The organism is Polaromonas sp. UC242_47, assembly GCF_044452385.1.
In the GTDB taxonomy this organism is placed as follows: domain Bacteria; phylum Pseudomonadota; class Gammaproteobacteria; order Burkholderiales; family Burkholderiaceae_C; genus Polaromonas.
In genome coordinates this window covers 1,977,945-1,995,169 of the sequence record NZ_JBIOAO010000001.1, presented here as the reverse complement: position 1 = coordinate 1,995,169, position 17,225 = coordinate 1,977,945, and the positions used below count along the sequence as shown (strand labels likewise).

The 17,225-nt window shown below is 62.1% G+C and carries 13 protein-coding genes and 1 pseudogene; 4 read left to right on the top strand and 10 right to left on the bottom strand.

Features of this window, described 5'->3' with window-relative positions; all coding sequences use genetic code 11:
- The first annotated feature begins 26 nt into the window (after window positions 1-26).
- Window positions 27-725: an electron transport complex subunit RsxB gene (gene rsxB, locus ACHMXK_RS09770; RefSeq protein ID WP_397439829.1), complete on the top strand. Its 699-nt coding sequence runs from the start codon at window positions 27-29 to the stop codon at window positions 723-725.
- On the opposite strand, the gene ACHMXK_RS09765 is transcribed toward rsxB, so the two are convergent.
- From ACHMXK_RS09765 to ACHMXK_RS09750, 4 genes are read right to left on the bottom strand one after another with little or no spacing between them, the layout of a single operon-like run.
- A complete protein-coding gene (locus ACHMXK_RS09765; RefSeq protein ID WP_397439827.1) occupies window positions 706-1,146 on the bottom strand; it encodes a cyclic nucleotide-binding/CBS domain-containing protein in 441 nt (146 codons plus the stop codon). The genes rsxB and ACHMXK_RS09765 overlap by 20 nt on opposite strands.
- Before the next feature lie 25 nt (window positions 1,147-1,171).
- Window positions 1,172-2,227: a 2-oxoacid:ferredoxin oxidoreductase subunit beta gene (locus tag ACHMXK_RS09760; protein WP_397439825.1), complete on the bottom strand. Its 1,056-nt coding sequence runs from the start codon at window positions 2,225-2,227 to the stop codon at window positions 1,172-1,174.
- The gene (locus ACHMXK_RS09755; protein ID WP_397439823.1) at window positions 2,224-4,071 is read right to left on the bottom strand and encodes a 2-oxoacid:acceptor oxidoreductase subunit alpha; all 1,848 of its coding nucleotides are present in this window, start codon (window positions 4,069-4,071) and stop codon (window positions 2,224-2,226) included. Before ACHMXK_RS09755 ends, ACHMXK_RS09760 begins: the two co-directional genes overlap by 4 nt.
- Complete coding sequence (locus tag ACHMXK_RS09750; RefSeq protein WP_397439822.1) at window positions 4,068-5,918, bottom strand: FAD-dependent oxidoreductase; 1,851 nt, start codon at window positions 5,916-5,918, stop codon at window positions 4,068-4,070. Before ACHMXK_RS09750 ends, ACHMXK_RS09755 begins: the two co-directional genes overlap by 4 nt.
- Before the next feature lie 259 nt (window positions 5,919-6,177).
- On the opposite strand from ACHMXK_RS09750, the gene ACHMXK_RS09745 reads away from it, so the two are divergent.
- The 3 genes from ACHMXK_RS09745 to ACHMXK_RS09735 are packed head-to-tail and all read left to right on the top strand — an operon-like array spanning window position 6,178 to window position 9,493.
- Window positions 6,178-6,555, top strand: coding sequence for a chorismate mutase (locus tag ACHMXK_RS09745; protein ID WP_397439820.1), 378 nt, complete (start codon window positions 6,178-6,180; stop codon window positions 6,553-6,555).
- Window positions 6,552-7,550 (top strand): Bug family tripartite tricarboxylate transporter substrate binding protein, encoded by a 999-nt coding sequence (locus tag ACHMXK_RS09740; RefSeq protein WP_397439818.1) that lies wholly within the window; start codon window positions 6,552-6,554, stop codon window positions 7,548-7,550. The genes ACHMXK_RS09745 and ACHMXK_RS09740 overlap by 4 nt, the downstream gene beginning before the upstream one ends.
- Entirely contained in the window at window positions 7,550-9,493 is a 1,944-nt protein-coding gene (locus ACHMXK_RS09735; RefSeq protein WP_397439816.1) for a chorismate-binding protein, read from the top strand. The genes ACHMXK_RS09740 and ACHMXK_RS09735 overlap by 1 nt, the downstream gene beginning before the upstream one ends.
- 35 nt (window positions 9,494-9,528) lie before the next feature.
- Here ACHMXK_RS09735 and ACHMXK_RS09730 read toward each other — a convergent pair whose 3' ends face one another.
- The 6 genes and pseudogenes from ACHMXK_RS09730 to scpA all read right to left on the bottom strand — a co-directional run bounded on the left by ACHMXK_RS09730 (window position 9,529) and on the right by scpA (window position 17,191).
- Entirely contained in the window at window positions 9,529-10,011 is a 483-nt protein-coding gene (locus tag ACHMXK_RS09730) for a VOC family protein (protein ID WP_397439814.1), read from the bottom strand.
- Between the two features lie 156 nt (window positions 10,012-10,167).
- Window positions 10,168-12,216: an acetyl-CoA carboxylase biotin carboxylase subunit gene (locus ACHMXK_RS09725; RefSeq protein WP_397439812.1), complete on the bottom strand. Its 2,049-nt coding sequence runs from the start codon at window positions 12,214-12,216 to the stop codon at window positions 10,168-10,170.
- 1 nt (window position 12,217) lies between these two features.
- The gene (locus tag ACHMXK_RS09720) at window positions 12,218-12,445 is read right to left on the bottom strand and encodes a hypothetical protein (RefSeq protein WP_397439810.1); all 228 of its coding nucleotides are present in this window, start codon (window positions 12,443-12,445) and stop codon (window positions 12,218-12,220) included.
- A 9-nt stretch (window positions 12,446-12,454) separates the two neighbouring features.
- Window positions 12,455-13,986: pseudogene (locus ACHMXK_RS09715) on the bottom strand (acyl-CoA carboxylase subunit beta).
- A 32-nt stretch (window positions 13,987-14,018) separates the two neighbouring features.
- Window positions 14,019-15,038 carry a methylmalonyl Co-A mutase-associated GTPase MeaB gene (gene meaB, locus ACHMXK_RS09710; protein ID WP_397442491.1) on the bottom strand — a complete coding sequence of 340 codons (1,020 nt, stop codon included), beginning with the start codon at window positions 15,036-15,038 and terminating at the stop codon, window positions 14,019-14,021.
- 14 nt (window positions 15,039-15,052) lie between these two features.
- The gene (gene scpA, locus ACHMXK_RS09705; protein ID WP_397439808.1) at window positions 15,053-17,191 is read right to left on the bottom strand and encodes a methylmalonyl-CoA mutase; all 2,139 of its coding nucleotides are present in this window, start codon (window positions 17,189-17,191) and stop codon (window positions 15,053-15,055) included.
- Window positions 17,192-17,225: the final 34 nt, after the last annotated feature.

The following is a 17,225-nucleotide window of genomic DNA, read 5'->3' as shown; positions in this document are numbered from 1 at the left end:
CGCCCTGCTTCTTATATGATGGCCCCGTGAACCTGCTCGCCGAAAGAATCAACGCCGTCCTGCCGCAAACCCAGTGCACCCGCTGCGGCTACCCTGACTGTGCGGCCTATGCCGAGGCGATTGCCGCCGGCCAGGCCGAGATCAACCAGTGTCCGCCCGGCGGCGCCGAAGGTATCAGCCGGCTGGCGGCCATCACCGGCCGGCCGGTGACCGCCCTGAACCCCGAGAACGGCAGCGAAGGCCCGCGCCAGCTCGCCGTTATCGATGAAGCCTGGTGTATAGGCTGCACCTTGTGCCTGGACGCCTGCCCGACCGACGCGATTGTCGGCAGCAACAAACTCATGCACACCGTGATTGAGCCTTATTGCACCGGCTGCGAGTTGTGTATTCCGGTCTGCCCGGTGGATTGCATCAGCCTGGAAAACGTCACGGGCGAACGCACCGGCTGGGCCGCCTGGTCAGCGCCCGAAGCTGCGCAGGCTGGCAAACGCTATGAATTTCATAGCTTGAGGCGCCTACGCAGCAAGGGCGAGAACGATAAAAGGCTTGAAGAAAAAAGCGCAGGCCAAGCTTGCCGACCTGCCGGCCCACACGCAACACACCGATCCGGCCGTGATCGACAAAAAGCGCGCCGTGATCGAAGCCGCCCTGGCCCGCGCGCGCGCCAAGCGCGATCCCGGTACAAGCGGCGGTTAGAGCCTGCGCTCAGCCCAGCGCATCGTTGAGCGAATCCCGAAACTCGGCCAGGCTGGCGGCGCTGTCAATCTCGCGCGGCAAGGCATCACGGATCGAGAAAACACCCAGGATCTGACCCGTCGAAGAAACAATCGGCAAATGCCGGAAGCCGCGCTCCAGCAGGATCAGGACGGCGTCCGACACCGTCATCTCGGGCGGGACACATTGCGGGTGGTGCGTCATCACCTCGGACACCAGCGTCTTCGCCGCATCCAGGGACTTGGCCAGCACGCGGGTCATCAGGTCACGCTCGGTCAGAATGCCCAACATGACGCCTGCGGTATCGATGATCAGCACGCTGCCGCAGTTGGCCCGGGTCATGACGCAGGCCGCCTCCCAAACGTTGGCCTGCGGCGGCAGGCTGACCACATGCCGGTGCGGGATGGATTGAAACACGGTACGTTCAGCCATGGCGACCCTCCTGTCGAGAGACAAGTCAGCGCAGGGATTGGTTGACCTTGTCCAGGGCCTGCGCGCCCGGACACAGCGCGGCGGCGTCCAGCCGGTTCAGCGGCGTCTCGCTGGTGTTCAGCGCCACATGTAAATCGGTCGCCAGCGGGTCCAGGTAAAGCAGGCCGGTGACCACCTCGCCACGGGCCTGGTGCGCATTCATGTAGGCCAGCGCCGCGTAGCGGTCGGTCGGATCGTAGTCCTCCCGCAGCTTGCGAAAACGCAGGCTGGAGCCATCGTGTTGCACCACCTCGACCACCTCGCCCGGCGCATAACTGGTGGTGATCTCGTCACGCGCACTGATGAAATCGATGCGGCTGACCGCCTCGTTGTGCTCGCGCACATAGTCGTAACTCTTGGTGCTGCCCGCATGGTTGTTGAAGGCCACACAGGGGCTGACGACGTCGATGAAAGCCGCACCGCCGTGCGCGATGGCGCCCTTGATCAAGGGCACCAGTTGCGCCTTGTCTCCTGAAAAACCGCGCGCCACATAGCTGGCGCCCAGTTGCAGCGCCAGGGCCACCAGGTCCAGCGGGTTGTCGCTGTTAACCACACCCTTCTTGCTCTTGGAGCCCTGGTCCGCCGTGGCCGAAAACTGCCCCTTGGTCAGGCCGTAGACGCCGTTGTTCTCGACGATGTAGACCATGTTGACGCCGCGCCGCATCGCATGGGCGAACTGGCCCAGGCCAATCGACGCCGAATCACCATCCCCCGACACGCCGAGGTAGAGCAGCTCCCGGTTGGCCAGGTTGGCGCCGGTCAACACCGAGGGCATGCGGCCATGGACCGTGTTGAAGCCGTGGGAGGCGCCGAGAAAATAATCCGGCGTCTTGGAGCTGCAGCCTATGCCCGACAGTTTGGCGACGCGGTGCGGCTCGATATCCAGCTCCCAACAGGCCTGGATGATGGCGGCCGAGATTGAGTCGTGGCCGCAGCCCGCACACAAGGTGGAGATTTTCCCTTCGTAGTCGCGCCGGGTGTAACCGACCTTGTTCTCGGTCAAGGAAGGGTGGTGCAGCCGCGGTTTTGCCAGGTAGGTCATGATGCGCTCGCTTTCGACATTTTCGGCGGGTTCACCCCAGCGCCCTGCAGATGTTGCGAGATGGCCTGGGTGATGAATCGTGCGGTGATGGGTGTGCCGTCGTAATGCAGCACCCGCACCAGGCGGGCCGGCTCCGCGCCGCCCTCGTTGACCAGCAAGCAATGCATTTGTGCATCGCGGTTTTGCTCGATCACAAACACCTTGTCGTGCGCGGCCAGGAACTGCGCCACGCTGGCCGGAAACGGAAAGGCCCGCAGCCGCATGGCGTCCAGATGGATGCCGGCTTCGCCCAGCACGTCCAGCGCCTCATGCATGGCGGGACTGGTGGAGCCGAAATAAATAACACCCAGCCGGGTCTTGCGCGCGGCGAGGCGCAACACCGGCTGCGGCACCAAGGTGGCGGCGGTCTCGAACTTTCTCAACAGCCGCTGCACGTTGTAGATGTAGTCCGGGCCACGCTCGGAATACTGTGCGTAGGCATTACGCGTGGTGCCGCGCGTGAAATAACTGCCCTTGGTCGGATGGGTGCCGGGCAAGGTGCGCCAGGGTATGCCATCGCCATCGACGTCCTTGTAACGGCCGAAGTCCTTGCCCGCCTCCAGTTCCTCGGCCGTCATCACCTTGCCGCGGTCATAGCTGCGGCTGTCATCCCAGTTGAAGGGTTCGCACAGGCGCTGGTTCATGCCGATGTCCAGGTCGGTCATCACAAACACCGGCGTTTGCAAGCGGTCCGCCAGGTCCAGCGCCGCCGCCGCATGTTCAAAACACTCGTGGGGGTCTTCGGGAAAAAGCAGCACATGCTTGGTATCGCCATGCGAGGCATAAGCGCAGGAGATCAGGTCGGCCTGCTGGGTGCGCGTCGGCATGCCGGTCGATGGTCCGCCGCGCTGCACATTGATGATGGTGACCGGTATCTCGGCGAAGTAAGCCAGCCCGAGAAACTCGGTCATCAGCGACACCCCAGGCCCCGAGGTGGCGGTGAAAGCGCGTGCGCCATTCCAGCCCGCGCCCACCACCATGCCTATGGAGGCGATTTCGTCTTCGGCCTGCACGATGGCGTAGTTGTGCTGGCCGGTCTCGGGATCCACCCGGTATTTGGCGCAATAGGACTGAAAGGCCTCGGCCACCGAAGAAGACGGTGTGATCGGGTACCAGGCCGCCACGGTGGCGCCGCCATACACACAGCCCAGCGCCGCGGCACTGTTGCCATCGACAAAAATCTTCTGGCCCACCTTGTCGCTGCGCTGCACACGAATGCCCAGCGGGCCCTGCAAGTGTTCGCTGGCGAAGTCGCGCCCCAAATGCAGGGCCTGCACATTGGAAGCCAGCAGTTTTTCCTTGCCCTTGTATTGCTCGGCAAACAGTTTTTCCAGCACCTCGGCTTCTATCTGCAACAGCACCGACAGCGCACCCACGTAAATGATGTTCTTGAACAACTGGCGCTGGCGCGGGTCTGAATACACCGCATTGGAAATTTCCGTCAGCGGCATGCCTATCACATGAATGTCGTCGCGAAACTTGTCCGGCGGCAGGGGCCGCGTGCTGTCGTAAAACAGGTAACCGCCCGGCTCCAGCTCGGCCAGGTCGGCGTCCCAGGTTTGCGGGTTCATGGCCACCATCATGTCGATGCCGCCGCGCCTGCCCTGGTAACCCCTGTCGGAAACACGCGCCTCATACCAGGTCGGCAGGCCCTGGATGTTGCTGGGAAAAATATTGCGCGGGCTGACCGGCACACCCATGCGCAAAATGGCTTTGGCAAACAACTCATTGGCCGAGGCCGAGCCCGAACCATTGACGTTGGCGAACTTGATGACAAAGTCGTTGACGGCTTCTATTCTTTTCATGCGGGAACCCCTCCTGCGCGAACCACAGGTTTGCTTGCATCGCGGCAGGCCGGACCGGCCTGCACCGGCTCCAGCAAAAACTTCTGCATGTCCCAGGCGCCGGTCGGGCAACGCTCGGCGCACAAACCGCAGTGCAGGCAGACATCTTCGTCCTTGACCATGACACGCCCGGTCTTGAGTTCGCCCGAAACATACAGGTCTTGCGCCAGGTTCAGTGCCGGCGCCTTCAGGCGGGTGCGCAAGTCGGCCTCGTCGCCGTTGTCGGTAAAACTGATGCAGTCCATCGGGCAGATATCGACGCAGGCATCACACTCGATGCAGGCCGGCGCGGTGAACACCGTTTGCACGTCGCAATTCAGGCAGCGCCCGGCTTCCTTGAAGGCCGTGGCGGCGTCAAAACCCAGCTCCACCTCCACCCGGATATTCGCCAGCGCCATTTCGGCCTTGGCCCAGGGCACCTTGAAACGTGCGTCGTTGGAGGTGTCGTTGTCGTAACTCCACTCATGGATGCCCATCTTGGTGGACATCAAATTGGTCATGGGATCCGGCCGCTGGCGGATGTCTTCGCCATTCAGAAAACGGTCTATCGACACCGCCGCCTCATGCCCATGCGCCACCGCCGTGATGATGTTTTTTGGCCCCAGCGCCGAGTCCCCGCCAAAAAACACTTTGGCCACCGTCGACTGGAAGGTCTCTTTGCCCAGCACCGGCAAACCGTGTTTGTCGAAGTTGATACCGCTGTCGCGCTCTATCCAGGGGAAAGCATTTTCCTGGCCCACGGCGATCAGCACGGCATCACAGTCAACCAGCACATCCGGCTCGCCGGTAGGCACCAGGCTGCGTTTGCCCTCTGCGTCATAAACCGCCTTGACCACTTCGAAGGTCATGCCGGTCAACTGGCCATGGGTGTGCTCAAAGGATTTGGGCACGTGAAAATTGATGATGGGAATACCTTCGTGCTGGGCGTCTTCTTTTTCCCAGGGCGAGGCCTTCATCTCGTCGAAGCCGCTGCGCACAATCACCTTCACGTCGGTGCCGCCCAGGCGCCGCGCCGAGCGGCAGCAGTCCATCGCCGTGTTGCCGCCCCCCAGCACAATCACACGTTTGCCTATGCTTGTGACGTGACCAAAAGACACCGAGGCCAGCCAGTCGATGCCGATATGGATGTTGTCCGTAATGTCCCGGCGGCCGGGAAGCTCCAGATCGCGCCCACGCGGCGCGCCGCAACCGACAAACACCGCGTCGTAACCGCCGTCGGTTTTATCCTCCAACAGGCCTTTTATTGACTCGATACGCTGGCCGCTTTTAAAAATCACGCCCAGGTCCAGGATGTAGCCAGTCTCTTCGTCGATCACCGATTCGGGCAGGCGAAAACGCGGGATTTGTGTGCGGATAAAACCGCCGGCTTTGGCTTCGCCATCAAACACCGTGACCTCGTAACCCAGCGGTGCCAGGTCACGCGCCACCGTCAGCGAGGCCGGGCCGGCGCCTATACAGGCAATCCGTTTGCCGTTTTTCGGCGCCAGTTTGGGCATGCGTTTGCTGACGTCGTCTTTCATGTCGGCCGCAACACGTTTGAGCCGGCAAATCGCCACCGGTTCGGGCTGCTCGCCGCCGCCCTCCTCGACCCGGCTGCGCCTGCATGCCGGCTCACAGGGTCGGTCGCAGGTGCGGCCCAAGATCCCGGGGAAGACATTCGAGACCCAGTTGACCATGTAGGCATCGCTGTAACGCCCCTGGCCAATCAGGCGTATGTATTCGGGAACCGGCGTGTGGGCCGGACAGGCCCACTGGCAATCGACGACCTTGTGGAAATACGAGGGCTTGGCTACGTTGGTTGGCTGCAAGTGCGTCTCCTTGCCTCCTGCGGCGGCACAACAAAGGCCAGGAGGCCTGACCAGTTTACGCCTCGCCAGCCGGAAACCGCTCTCGGGTGAATCCCTCAGTGATCGGCCCTCGCCGGCAGGCGCGTATCACCGGCGTTGGGGCGCCCAAACAACCGCCGCCTACATCCAAAGTTGCCCTGCTGCAATGTGTATGCTACCGATGGAAAACCACACGCGATTTGATAAGCTTGCTTAGTAATTCAATCCCTTTGACCCCACCATGCAAGCTTCCCAGGAACCCGCCACCGCCACCGGGCCGGTGCGCCGCTTTATCACCCCCGGTCATGTGCCACAAGCCCAGACCCTGGGCGAGTTGCGCGAAAAAATAGACAGCCTTGATGAACAAATCGTGGCGCTGCTGGCCCAGCGCGCGCTGTGCGTGCGTGACGCCACACGTTTCAAGCTGGACGCGTTCCAGGTCTCCGCGCCCGAACGCCAGGCCGCCGTGTTTGCACGGGTGCGGGCGCTGGCCGCGCCGCACGAGTCCGGCTTTCCGGGACTGCCCGACATCGTCGAATCCGCCTACCGTACCCTCGTCGCTGGTTTTATTGCCGGCGAAGGACGTTTCTTTCACGACACCGAATTGATCCAGCCATGATGCACTTCAAAAAACGCCCCGCCCTCTCCCTGCTCAAAGGCTGCGCCGCGCTGGCGCTGGCCTGCGCAAGCGCAGCTGTCCTGGCCCAGTCGACCGGCTGGCCGAACAAACCCATCAAGCTCATCGTGCCTTACGGCGCCGGCTCATCCCCCGACGTCATTGCACGCATCGTGGGCGAAAAGCTCGGACCCCGCCTGGGCCAGCCCGTGATCATTGAAAACCGCGCCGGTGGCGGCGGCAACAACGGTACCGGCCTGGTGGCCAAGTCGGCCGGCGACGGTTACACCTTTCTGATCAGCACCAACGGGCCGCTGGTTTACAACACCGTGCTTTACAGCAAGCTGTCTTACGACCCGTTCACCGAACTGCGGCCGGTGGTGCTGGCCGGCGGCCAGGCCAATGTCTGCGCCGTGCGCGCCGACTCGGGCATCCACACCTTGCAGGACCTGGTCGCGGCGATGAAAAAGAACCCCGGCAAGTTCAACTTCGCCTCCACCGGCGTCGGTAGCCTGTCGCAACTGGGCGTCGAGCTGCTCAAGGTCAAGACCGACACCTACGCCGTGCATATTCCCTACGCCTCATCGCCGCTGGCCATCCTGGCCATTTTGCAAGGTGACGTGCAGTTTGCCTGTGTGCCCGCCGTGGCCGTGATCCCGCAAGTCAAGGCCGGCAAGCTGCGCACCCTGGCCGTGTCCACGGCCCAACGCAGCCAGCTCACGCCTGACATCCCCACCATGAAAGAAGCCGGTCTGTCCGGGATAGAAAACCTGGCCTGGATGGCCTTGATGGCGCCGGCCACCACGCCAACGGACATCGTGCAGCGCATGAACCAGGAAATCAACACCGTGCTGGCCATGCCCGAAGTTCGTGAAAAATTACATGCCCAATACATGGAGCCGATTGGCGGCTCGGTGGATTCGCTGCAGAAATTCATGCAACAGGAACTGCGCGTGATGACCCCCGTCATCAAACGCACCGGCGTCACCATCGACTGATGCTCAGCCTGCAAACCAGCCGGCGCCCCGCCACCCAGGGCGAAGCCGAACAGGCGCTGGCGCAACTTGACCATCAGGCGGGCGCCTATTTCGGCTGTGATGCCGGTATCGCCGGCCTGCACCCGCTGCAGGCCACCCTGCTGGACCGGCCGGCGCTGTCGCTGCGTTTGTATGGCGACGGGCTGGTCATCCAGGTCCATTCGGCGCTGGGACAAGCACTGCTGGCCCAGCCCGAGTTGTCCGCGTGGGCCGGGACCGCCAGCCGCGGTCAGGGCTGCCACCCGATTCACAGCCTGCGCGCCTTCATGGCGGCGTTTGCACCAACACCCGACGTCATCCTGCTGGGGGCCCTGCCTTTTAACGCGCACCGCCTGGCCGCACCTGAACCGGGCTCTGATGATGAATCGCTGGGCCTGCTGTTTTTCGCGGAGGCTTATTGGCAACGTGCCGCAGACCAAAGCTGGCAACGTATTGAGCTGACGCTGACGGATGTTGCGGTCGCAACGCCAGCGGCCGTGACGCCGACGCGCCGCAAAATCAGTGAAGCAGAACCGCAGGACGACTACCCGCCCGGCGCGTATGCCGAGATGGTGGCGCGTGCGCTGGTGCACCTGCGTGAGCAGGCGCTGGTGTCGCTAACCCTGAGCCAGAGTTACCGGCGCCGCGTGTCACCCAGCCTGTCACCAGCCCAGGCTTTTGCCCGGCTGCGCCAGGCCAACCCGGCACCGGCCGCTTTTTTCCTCAATGACGGCCAAGGCCAATGTTTGTTCGGCGCTTCACCCGACCTGCAGCTGGTGCTGCGCCAGCGTGTTGTCGAGGCCTTGCCGGTCTGCGGCACCGTGGCCCGCGGTGCCGGCCCGGTAGGTGAAGCCGAATCGTTTCGTGAACTGGTCAACGAAGACGTGGATGCGGCTTCGCTGGCGGTGTGTACCGATGCGCTGCGCAACGACCTGGCGCCGCTGTGTGAACCCGGCTCGCTGCGTCTGCTGGACCGGCGCCGGCCCATGTCGCTGTCCACCGTGGTGCATACGGTGGACCGATTCAGCGGGCGGCTGCGCGAAGGCGCGGACGCCTGGGATGCGATTGTGGCGACCGCCGCGCCGGTGATGGTCACGGGCACGCCGCGCCAGCACGCCCTGGCCGCGATTGCGCAACTGGAAGCCAGCCCGCGCGGCTGGTACGGCGGGCTCATGGTGCGTGTGAGTGCCGATGGCGACGCGCTGGCCGGCACCATACTGCGCGCGGCCGCCATCCGGGATGGCATGGCCGAAGTCCGCACCGGTGGCGACCTGATGGCCGACTCCACACCGGCGCGCGAAGAGCAGGAATCGCGGCTCAAGGCGATTTCCTTGTGGCGCGCACTTGGGATAGAGGCAACAGCGCAGGCCAAGTCCAGCATGCCTGCCGCCGTCAAGCTGCCAGCCCGTGTCGCCCTGCACGATGCGGGGGATCCTTTTCCCGCCGCGGTGCGGGAAACACGTCAAGGCCTGGGCCTGCTCATCGATGCGGAAGCGCCGGTCGATGTGCTCATAGGCGCAGATGCTGTGGCCTGTCAGCGCTTGCTGAGCACCCACTCAAGGCGACCCCTGTTGGCCATCGGTGATGCGGCCCTGCGGGTGCTGGAACAAGCCGGCTTCGCCGTGACGGCCATCGCACCCGAACACGGCCGCATCATGCGCGCCACCTTGACGGCGGAGGCGCCGGAAGCCGGCGAACGTGGTTTCATCACGGCGCGTTATGCCAGCCTGGCGCTGGCGAATCACGCCGCCCTGTTGCCGGGGTGGACCGTCTGGGCCCACGATGAACATCAAGGGGCGGTGCTGCTGGCGCATCCACAAGACCGTGTGGTTTGCCTGTTGTACCGGCCGGACTCACTGCTGTCCGGTACCGCAGCGTTGCACAGCTTGCGTGCTGCGCTGGCCTGGGCGGCCGAAGGCCTCTGAGGCCTTTGCTGTACCTGGCCGGCCCACGCCGTGCTTCAGTGCGGCGCGCCCTGCAGGCTGGCAAAAGCAGCCACCACCTCGGGCGGCGCCTGCACCAGTTCGATCAACACGCCTTCCCCGGCGATGGGAAATTCCTCATTCGCCTTGGGGTGTAAAAAGCAGATATCAAAACCTGCGGCCCCCGGGCGAATACCACCAGGGGCAAAACGCACGCCCTGGGCCGTCAGCCACGCCATGGCCTTGGGCAGATCGTCAATCCACAAACCCACGTGGTTCAGCGGTGTGGTGTGCACCGCCGGTTTTTTGTCCGGGTCCAACGGCTGCATCAGGTCGACCTCCACCTTGAACGGGCCGCTGCCTATGGCACAAATGTCTTCGTCGACGTTCTCACGCTCGCTGACGAAGTTGCCAGTGACGTCCAGCCCCAGCATGTCTACCCACAGGGTGCGCAAGCGGTCCTTGCTGGGAGCGCCGATGGCGATTTGCTGGATGCCCAGCACTTTGAAGGGACGCGTCATATTATTTTCCTCAACGAACAATCACAGCCGCGGATCACAAACGCGGGGAATCTCCCACCAAGCAGGGGCCGCGGAACCGGCTTCGCCGGGCCGCAGGCGCAGCGGCCCCCTCGGGGGGCAGCGCAGTACACGCAGTGACAAGCGTGGGGGCCACACCTAGACAAACTCCACAATCGGCTGGTCCACGGTCAGCGATTCGCCCTTGGCGGCCAGCACCTTGCCGACCACGCCGTCGGCCACGGCAAACAACACGTTTTCCATTTTCATGGCTTCAATCACCGCCACACGTTCACCGGCCTGCACCTTTTGGCCCACCTGCACGGCAACATCCACCAGCAGGCCGGGCATGGGTGACAACACATAACGGCTCATGTCGGGCGCCGCCTTGAAAGGCATCAGCCGGTGCAACTCGGCCGCACGCGGCGACAACACCATGGCGTCAAGCCGTGTGCCGTTGTGGGCCACACGGATGGCCAGCGGGTTGCGGCCCACGCCGCGTTCCACCTGCGCGGCAAACGGCTCGCCATTGACGGTGCCGCGAATGCGGGCGCCGCCCAGATGCCAGTTGCTACATATTTCATAGCTGCTTGCGCCCGTGTCTATTCGGCTGGAGCCCGATTCGGCTTGATAATCCCGCACCAAGACCGGTTGCGGCGCATTTTGCCCGTCAGCCCCTAGGCCGATGACCACAAACTCTTCCCCCACCGTCACGCCGTGGCCGGGCAACTGGCCACTGATGCCGGCCGCGCGGCCCAACATGCGGCGGTTGACATAAGCCGCCAGCGCCACCAGGAAGGCCGGATCGGCATGCGGCACGTCTTCGGCATGGAAACCCTTGCCGTAGTTTTCGGCAATAAAACCGGTGTTGAAGTCGCCCGCGACAAATTTCGGGTGTGCCAGCAAAGCCGCCTGGAAAGGAATGTTGCTGCTGATGCCGCGAATCACAAAAGCGTTCAGCGCCTCGCGCATCTTGGCGATCGCGTCTTGGCGGTCCTTGCCGTGCACGATGAGTTTGGCAATCATCGAGTCGTAAAACATCGGAATTTCGCCGCCGTCCTGCACGCCGGTGTCCACACGCACACCCATCAGTTGCGCCGTGTCCGCTGCAAACATGGTTTGTTTGGGCGGCTGGAAACGAACCAGACGACCTGTAGAGGGCAAGAAGTTGCGGAACGGGTCTTCGGCATTGATGCGGCACTCGATGGCCCAGCCATTGCGTTGCACGTCTTTTTGCGCCAGCGGCAACTTTTCGCCGGCCGCCACACGAATCATCAGCTCGACCAGGTCCAGGCCGGTGATGCATTCGGTCACCGGGTGTTCGACCTGCAGACGGGTGTTCATCTCCAGGAAATAAAAACTCTGGTCCTTGCCGACCACAAACTCCACCGTACCGGCGCTCTGGTACTTCACGGCCTTGGCCAGCGCCACGGCTTGTTCGCCCATGGCTTGGCGCGTGGCGTCGCTGATAAAAGGCGATGGCGCTTCTTCAATCACCTTCTGGTGACGGCGCTGGATGGAACATTCACGCTCGTTCAGGTAAATCACATTGCCGTGGCTGTCGCCCAGCAACTGGATTTCGATGTGACGCGGTTCTTCGACAAATTTCTCGATGAACACACGGTCATCGCCAAAACTGTTGCGCGCCTCGTTGCGGCAGGACGTGAACCCTTCAAAGGCTTCCTTGTCGTTGAAGGCCACACGCAGGCCTTTGCCGCCACCACCGGCACTGGCCTTGATCATCACAGGGTAACCAATCCCCTTGGCAATCTCGACGGCTTTCTCGGCAGTTTCGATCGCGTCGTTAACACCCGGAATGCAGTTGACACCGGCCGCGCCGGCCAGCTTCTTGGATTCAATCTTGTCGCCCATGGCGGCAATCGAATAATGTTTGGGGCCAATAAAGATGATGCCCTCTTCTTCGACCCGTTTGGCAAAACCGGCGTTTTCGCTCAGAAAACCATAACCCGGATGCACCGCCTGGGCGCCGGTCTGTTTGCAAGCCGCAATGATTTTGTCGGTCTGCAGATAACTGTCACGACTCGGCGCCGGGCCGATGTTGACGGCTTCATCGGCCAGTTCGACATGGCGCGCGTCTTTGTCGGCATCGGAATACACCGCGACGGTTTTGATGCCCATCTTGCGGGCGGTGAGGATGACGCGGCAGGCGATTTCGCCGCGGTTTGCGATCAGAATTTTGGTGAACATTTCACAACCCATTTTCTTGAATGATTCGTTTGAGCTGTTGGAGAGCTTCTGCACTGAAGCGCAAACTTTGGCTCTTCTTCCCGGGAATAACGCGTTCAGCAGACCCATAGGTATCTAGCTGAAGACACTTTTTTTCATTCACACTCACCACTGTGTATGTGCACTCCACCGTCGAGTGTTTTGACACTGCTTGAAGTGCCTGAGATTTGATATTAGTAACGAAGGCCATTGCAACTCCTTACAGCGGAATGTTGCCGTGTTTACGCCACGGGTTTTCGATCTTCTTGTCACGCAGCATGACCAGCGAGCGGCAAATGCGCTTGCGTGTTTCATGCGGCAGTATCACGTCGTCGATAAAACCACGGGCGCCGGCCACAAAGGGGTTGGCAAAACGTGCCTTGTATTCGGCCTCTTTGGCGGCCAGCTTGACCGGGTCGCCCTTGTCTTCGCGGAAGATGATTTCCACCGCGCCCTTGGCGCCCATCACGGCGATCTCGGCATTGGGCCAGGCGAAGTTGACGTCGCCGCGCAGGTGTTTGGAGGCCATCACGTCGTAGGCGCCACCATAGGCCTTGCGCGTGATGACCGTGATTTTTGGCACCGTGCACTCGGCGTAAGCGTAGAGCAGCTTGGCGCCATGTTTGATGATGCCGCCGTATTCCTGCGAGGTGCCGGGCATGAAGCCGGGCACATCGACAAAGGTGATGACCGGGATGTTGAAGGCATCGCAAAAACGCACAAAACGCGCGGCCTTGATGCTGCTCTTGATATCCAGGCAACCGGCCAGCACCAGCGGCTGGTTCGCGACGATGCCGACCGACTGGCCTTCCATGCGCGCAAAACCGATGACGATATTTTTAGCGTACTCGGGCTGGATCTCGAAAAAGTCGCCATCGTCCACCGTCTTGACGATGAGTTCCTTCATGTCGTAAGGCTTGTTCGGGTTCTCGGGCACCAGCGTGTCCAGGCTCAGGTCCATGCGCCCGGCCGGGTCGGCGCTGGGGCGCACCGGGGCTTTTTCGCGGTTGTTCAGCGGCAGGTAGTTGTAGAGCCGGCGCAGCATCAAAAGCGCTTCGACGTCGTTTTCAAAGGCCAGATCGGCCACACCGCTTTGGTCGTGTGCGTGATGGCGCCGCCCAGTTCTTCGGCGCTCACCTCTTCGTGCGTGACGGTTTTGACCACCTCGGGGCCGGTCACAAACATGTAGGAGCTGTCTTTCACCATGAAGATGAAATCGGTCATGGCCGGCGAATACACCGCACCGCCAGCGCTGGGGCCCATGATCATGCTGATCTGCGGAATCACGCCGCTGGCCATCACGTTGCGCTGAAACACATCCGCATAACCGCCCAGGGACGCAACACCTTCCTGGATACGCGCGCCGCCCGAGTCGTTCAAACCAATCACCGGTGCGCCGACCTTCATGGCCTGGTCCATCACCTTGCAGATTTTTTCGGCATGCGCTTCGCTGAGTGCGCCGCCAAACACCGTGAAATCCTGGCTGAAGACAAACACCAGGCGGCCATTGATCATGCCGTAGCCAGTGACCACGCCGTCACCCGGAATCTTGTTGTCCTGCATGCCGAAGTCGGTGCAGCGGTGCTCGACAAACATGTCCCACTCTTCAAACGTGCCTTCGTCGAGCAGCAGCTCCAGCCGTTCACGCGCCGTGAGTTTGCCTTTGCCGTGCTGGGCGTCAATACGTTTCTGGCCACCGCCCAAGCGTGCTGCTGCGCGCTTTTTTTCGAGTTGTTCGAGGATGTCTTGCATGGTTTACCTTCTGTGTACTTTGGAGACGCTACTTATTTAATAGCTGCTTGCGCCCGTCCCGACTGGGCTGAGAGCAGATTTCTTGCTGCAGTGGAGGCCGGGAGCTGGCCGTTTTCAACCTGCGCCATCAAGGCCGGCAACATGGCACTCACCGCCGGGTCGTGCCGGAAGGCCTGTTTCAGCCCCGCATCTATACGCTCCCACATCCAGGCCAGCGACTGGTGGCGGCGGCGTGCAGCCAGCTGGCCGTTGCCGGTTTGAATCGTCCTGAACTGCGTCACCGCCGCCCAGAAAGCATCCACGCCTTTGTTGTGCAGGGCGCTGAGCTGGACCACCTGCGGATGCCAGAGTTTGTCGTAGTTGGCCGCCTGCTCGCTGCCCATGGCGTTGTTGACCAAGCCAAACAGGCGCATGGCCGAGGTGATCTGCGCCTCGGCACGCGTCGCGGCATCGGCATCAATATCGGCCTTGTTGATGATCACCAGATCGGCGAGCTCCATCACGCCTTTTTTGATGGCCTGCAAATCATCACCGGCATTAGGCAGTTGCATCAGCACAAACATATCGGTCATGTTGGCCACGGCGGTCTCGGACTGGCCCACACCCACGGTTTCGACAATCACCACGTCGTAACCCGCCGCCTCGCAAACCAGCATGGCCTCACGGGTTTTTTCGGCGACACCGCCCAGGGTGCCGCTCGACGGGCTGGGACGGATGTAAGCGCGCTCGTGCACCGACAGGTGTTCCATGCGGGTTTTGTCGCCGAGGATGGAACCGCCGGAGACGGTGGAAGACGGGTCAATCGTCAGCACGGCCACGCGGTGACCCTGCGCGATCAAATACAGGCCCAGCACTTCAATAAAGGTGGACTTGCCGACGCCGGGCACACCGCTGATACCCAGGCGAAAAGCCTGGCCGGTGTGTGGCAGCAAGGCCGTCAGCAGTTCGTCGCCCTGGGCGCGGTGGTCCGCGCGGGTGGACTCCAGCAAGGTGATGGCTTTGGCGATGGCGCGGCGCTGCGCGGCGGCATCACCGCGCAACAAGGCATCCATCCTGGCGTCTGGGCTCACTTCAATGCAGCCCTGATCTGCTCCAGCACATCCTTGGCGCTGGCCGGAATCGGCGTGCCCGGGCCGTAAATGCCTTTGACGCCAGCGTCGTAAAGCATCTCATAGTCTTGCCGGGGGATCACGCCGCCTACAAACACAATGATGTCGTCGGCGCCCTGCTTTTTGAGTTCGGCGATGATGGCCGGCACCAGGGTTTTGTGGCCTGCCGCCAACGTGGACACACCCACGGCGTGTACGTCATTTTCAATCGCCTGGCGCGCGCATTCTTCGGGTGTCTGGAACAGCGGCCCCATGTCCACGTCAAAACCCAGATCGGCAAAGGCGGTGGCGACAACTTTGGCGCCGCGGTCGTGGCCGTCCTGACCGAGTTTGGAAATCATCACGCGCGGGCGCCGGCCTTCGGCATCCGCAAACGCATTGATCTCGGTTTTGAGGGTCTCCCAGCCTTCGGCCGAGTCATAAGCGGCTGCATACACACCGGTCACCTTTTGTGTATCGGCGCGGTGGCGCCCGTAAACTTTCTCCAACGCGTCGCTGACCTCACCCACCGTGGCGCGCAGGCGCACGGCCTTGATGCACAGGTCCAGCAAGTTGCCATCGCCATTCTCGGCGGCGGCGGTCAAGGCGTCCAGTGCCACCTGCACGGCTTGGGCATCACGCTGGGCCTTGATGGCTTTCAGGCGTGTGATCTGCCCGTCGCGCACGGCCACGTTATCGATGTCGCGGGTTTCAATCGCGTCTTCGGTCTTGAGTTTGTATTTGTTGACACCGACGATCACGTCCTTGCCGCTGTCAATCCGCGCCTGCTTCTCGGCCGCTGCCGCTTCAATCTTGAGCTTGGCCCAGCCACTGTCCACGGCCTTGGTCATGCCGCCCATGGCATCGACCTCGGCGATGATGGCCCAGGCCGCGTCGGCCATGTCCTGCGTGAGTTTTTCCATCATGTAGCTGCCGGCCCAAGGGTCGATCACATGCGGAATATGGGTTTCTTCCTGGATGATGAGCTGGGTGTTGCGGGCAATGCGCGAGGAAAACTCGGTCGGCAAGGCAATTGCCTCGTCAAAGCTGTTGGTGTGCAGGCTTTGTGTGCCGCCAAACACAGCGGCCATGGCCTCGATGGTGGTACGCACCACATTGTTGTAGGGGTCCTGCTCGGTCAGGCTCCAGCCCGAGGTCTGGCAATGCGTGCGCAACATCAAGCTCTTGGGGCTTTTCGCGTTGAACTCCTTCATGATGCGGCACCAGAGCAGGCGCGCGGCGCGCATCTTGGCCACTTCCAGGTAGAAGTTCATGCCAATCGCCCAGAAGAAAGAGAGGCGGCCGGCAAAACCGTCGACGTCCAGGCCCTTGGCAATCGCCGTCTTCACATACTCCTTGCCATCGGCCAGAGTGAAAGCCAGTTCCAGCGCCTGGTTGGCGCCGGCTTCCTGCATGTGGTAACCCGAGATGCTGATCGAGTTGAACTTGGGCATGTGCTGCGCCGTGTACTCGATGATGTCGCCAATGATGCGTATGCTGGGCTCTGGCGGGTAGATATAGGTGTTGCGCACCATGAACTCTTTGAGGATGTCGTTCTGGATGGTGCCGCTCAACTGGTCCTGGCTCACACCCTGCTCTTCGGCGGCCACCACATAACCGGCCAGCACCGGCAACACCGCACCGTTCATGGTCATGGAGACGCTGACCTTGTCGAGCGGGATCTGGTCGAACAGGATTTTCATGTCCTCGACCGAATCAATCGCCACGCCGGCCTTGCCAACGTCGCCGGTCACACGCGGGTGATCGGAGTCATAACCCCGGTGTGTGGCCAGATCAAAAGCCACCGACACACCCTGCCCGCCGGCCGCCAGCGCCTTGCGGTAAAACGCGTTGGACTCCTCCGCCGTCGAAAACCCCGCGTACTGGCGAATCGTCCACGGACGCACTGCATACATCGTGGCCTGCGGGCCGCGGATGAAAGGCTCGAAGCCCGGCAGCGTATTGGTGTACGGCAGGTCCTTGATGTCTTCGGCGGTGTAGAGCGGCTTGACGCTGATGCCGTCAGGCGTTTGCCAGTTCAGCGCGTCCACGTCGCCGCCAGGGGCAGACTTGGCGGCCGCCTTGCTCCATGATTCCAGGTTCGGGGTCTTGTTCATGTTTTTTCAATCACATCTGTCATAACCTTGCAAT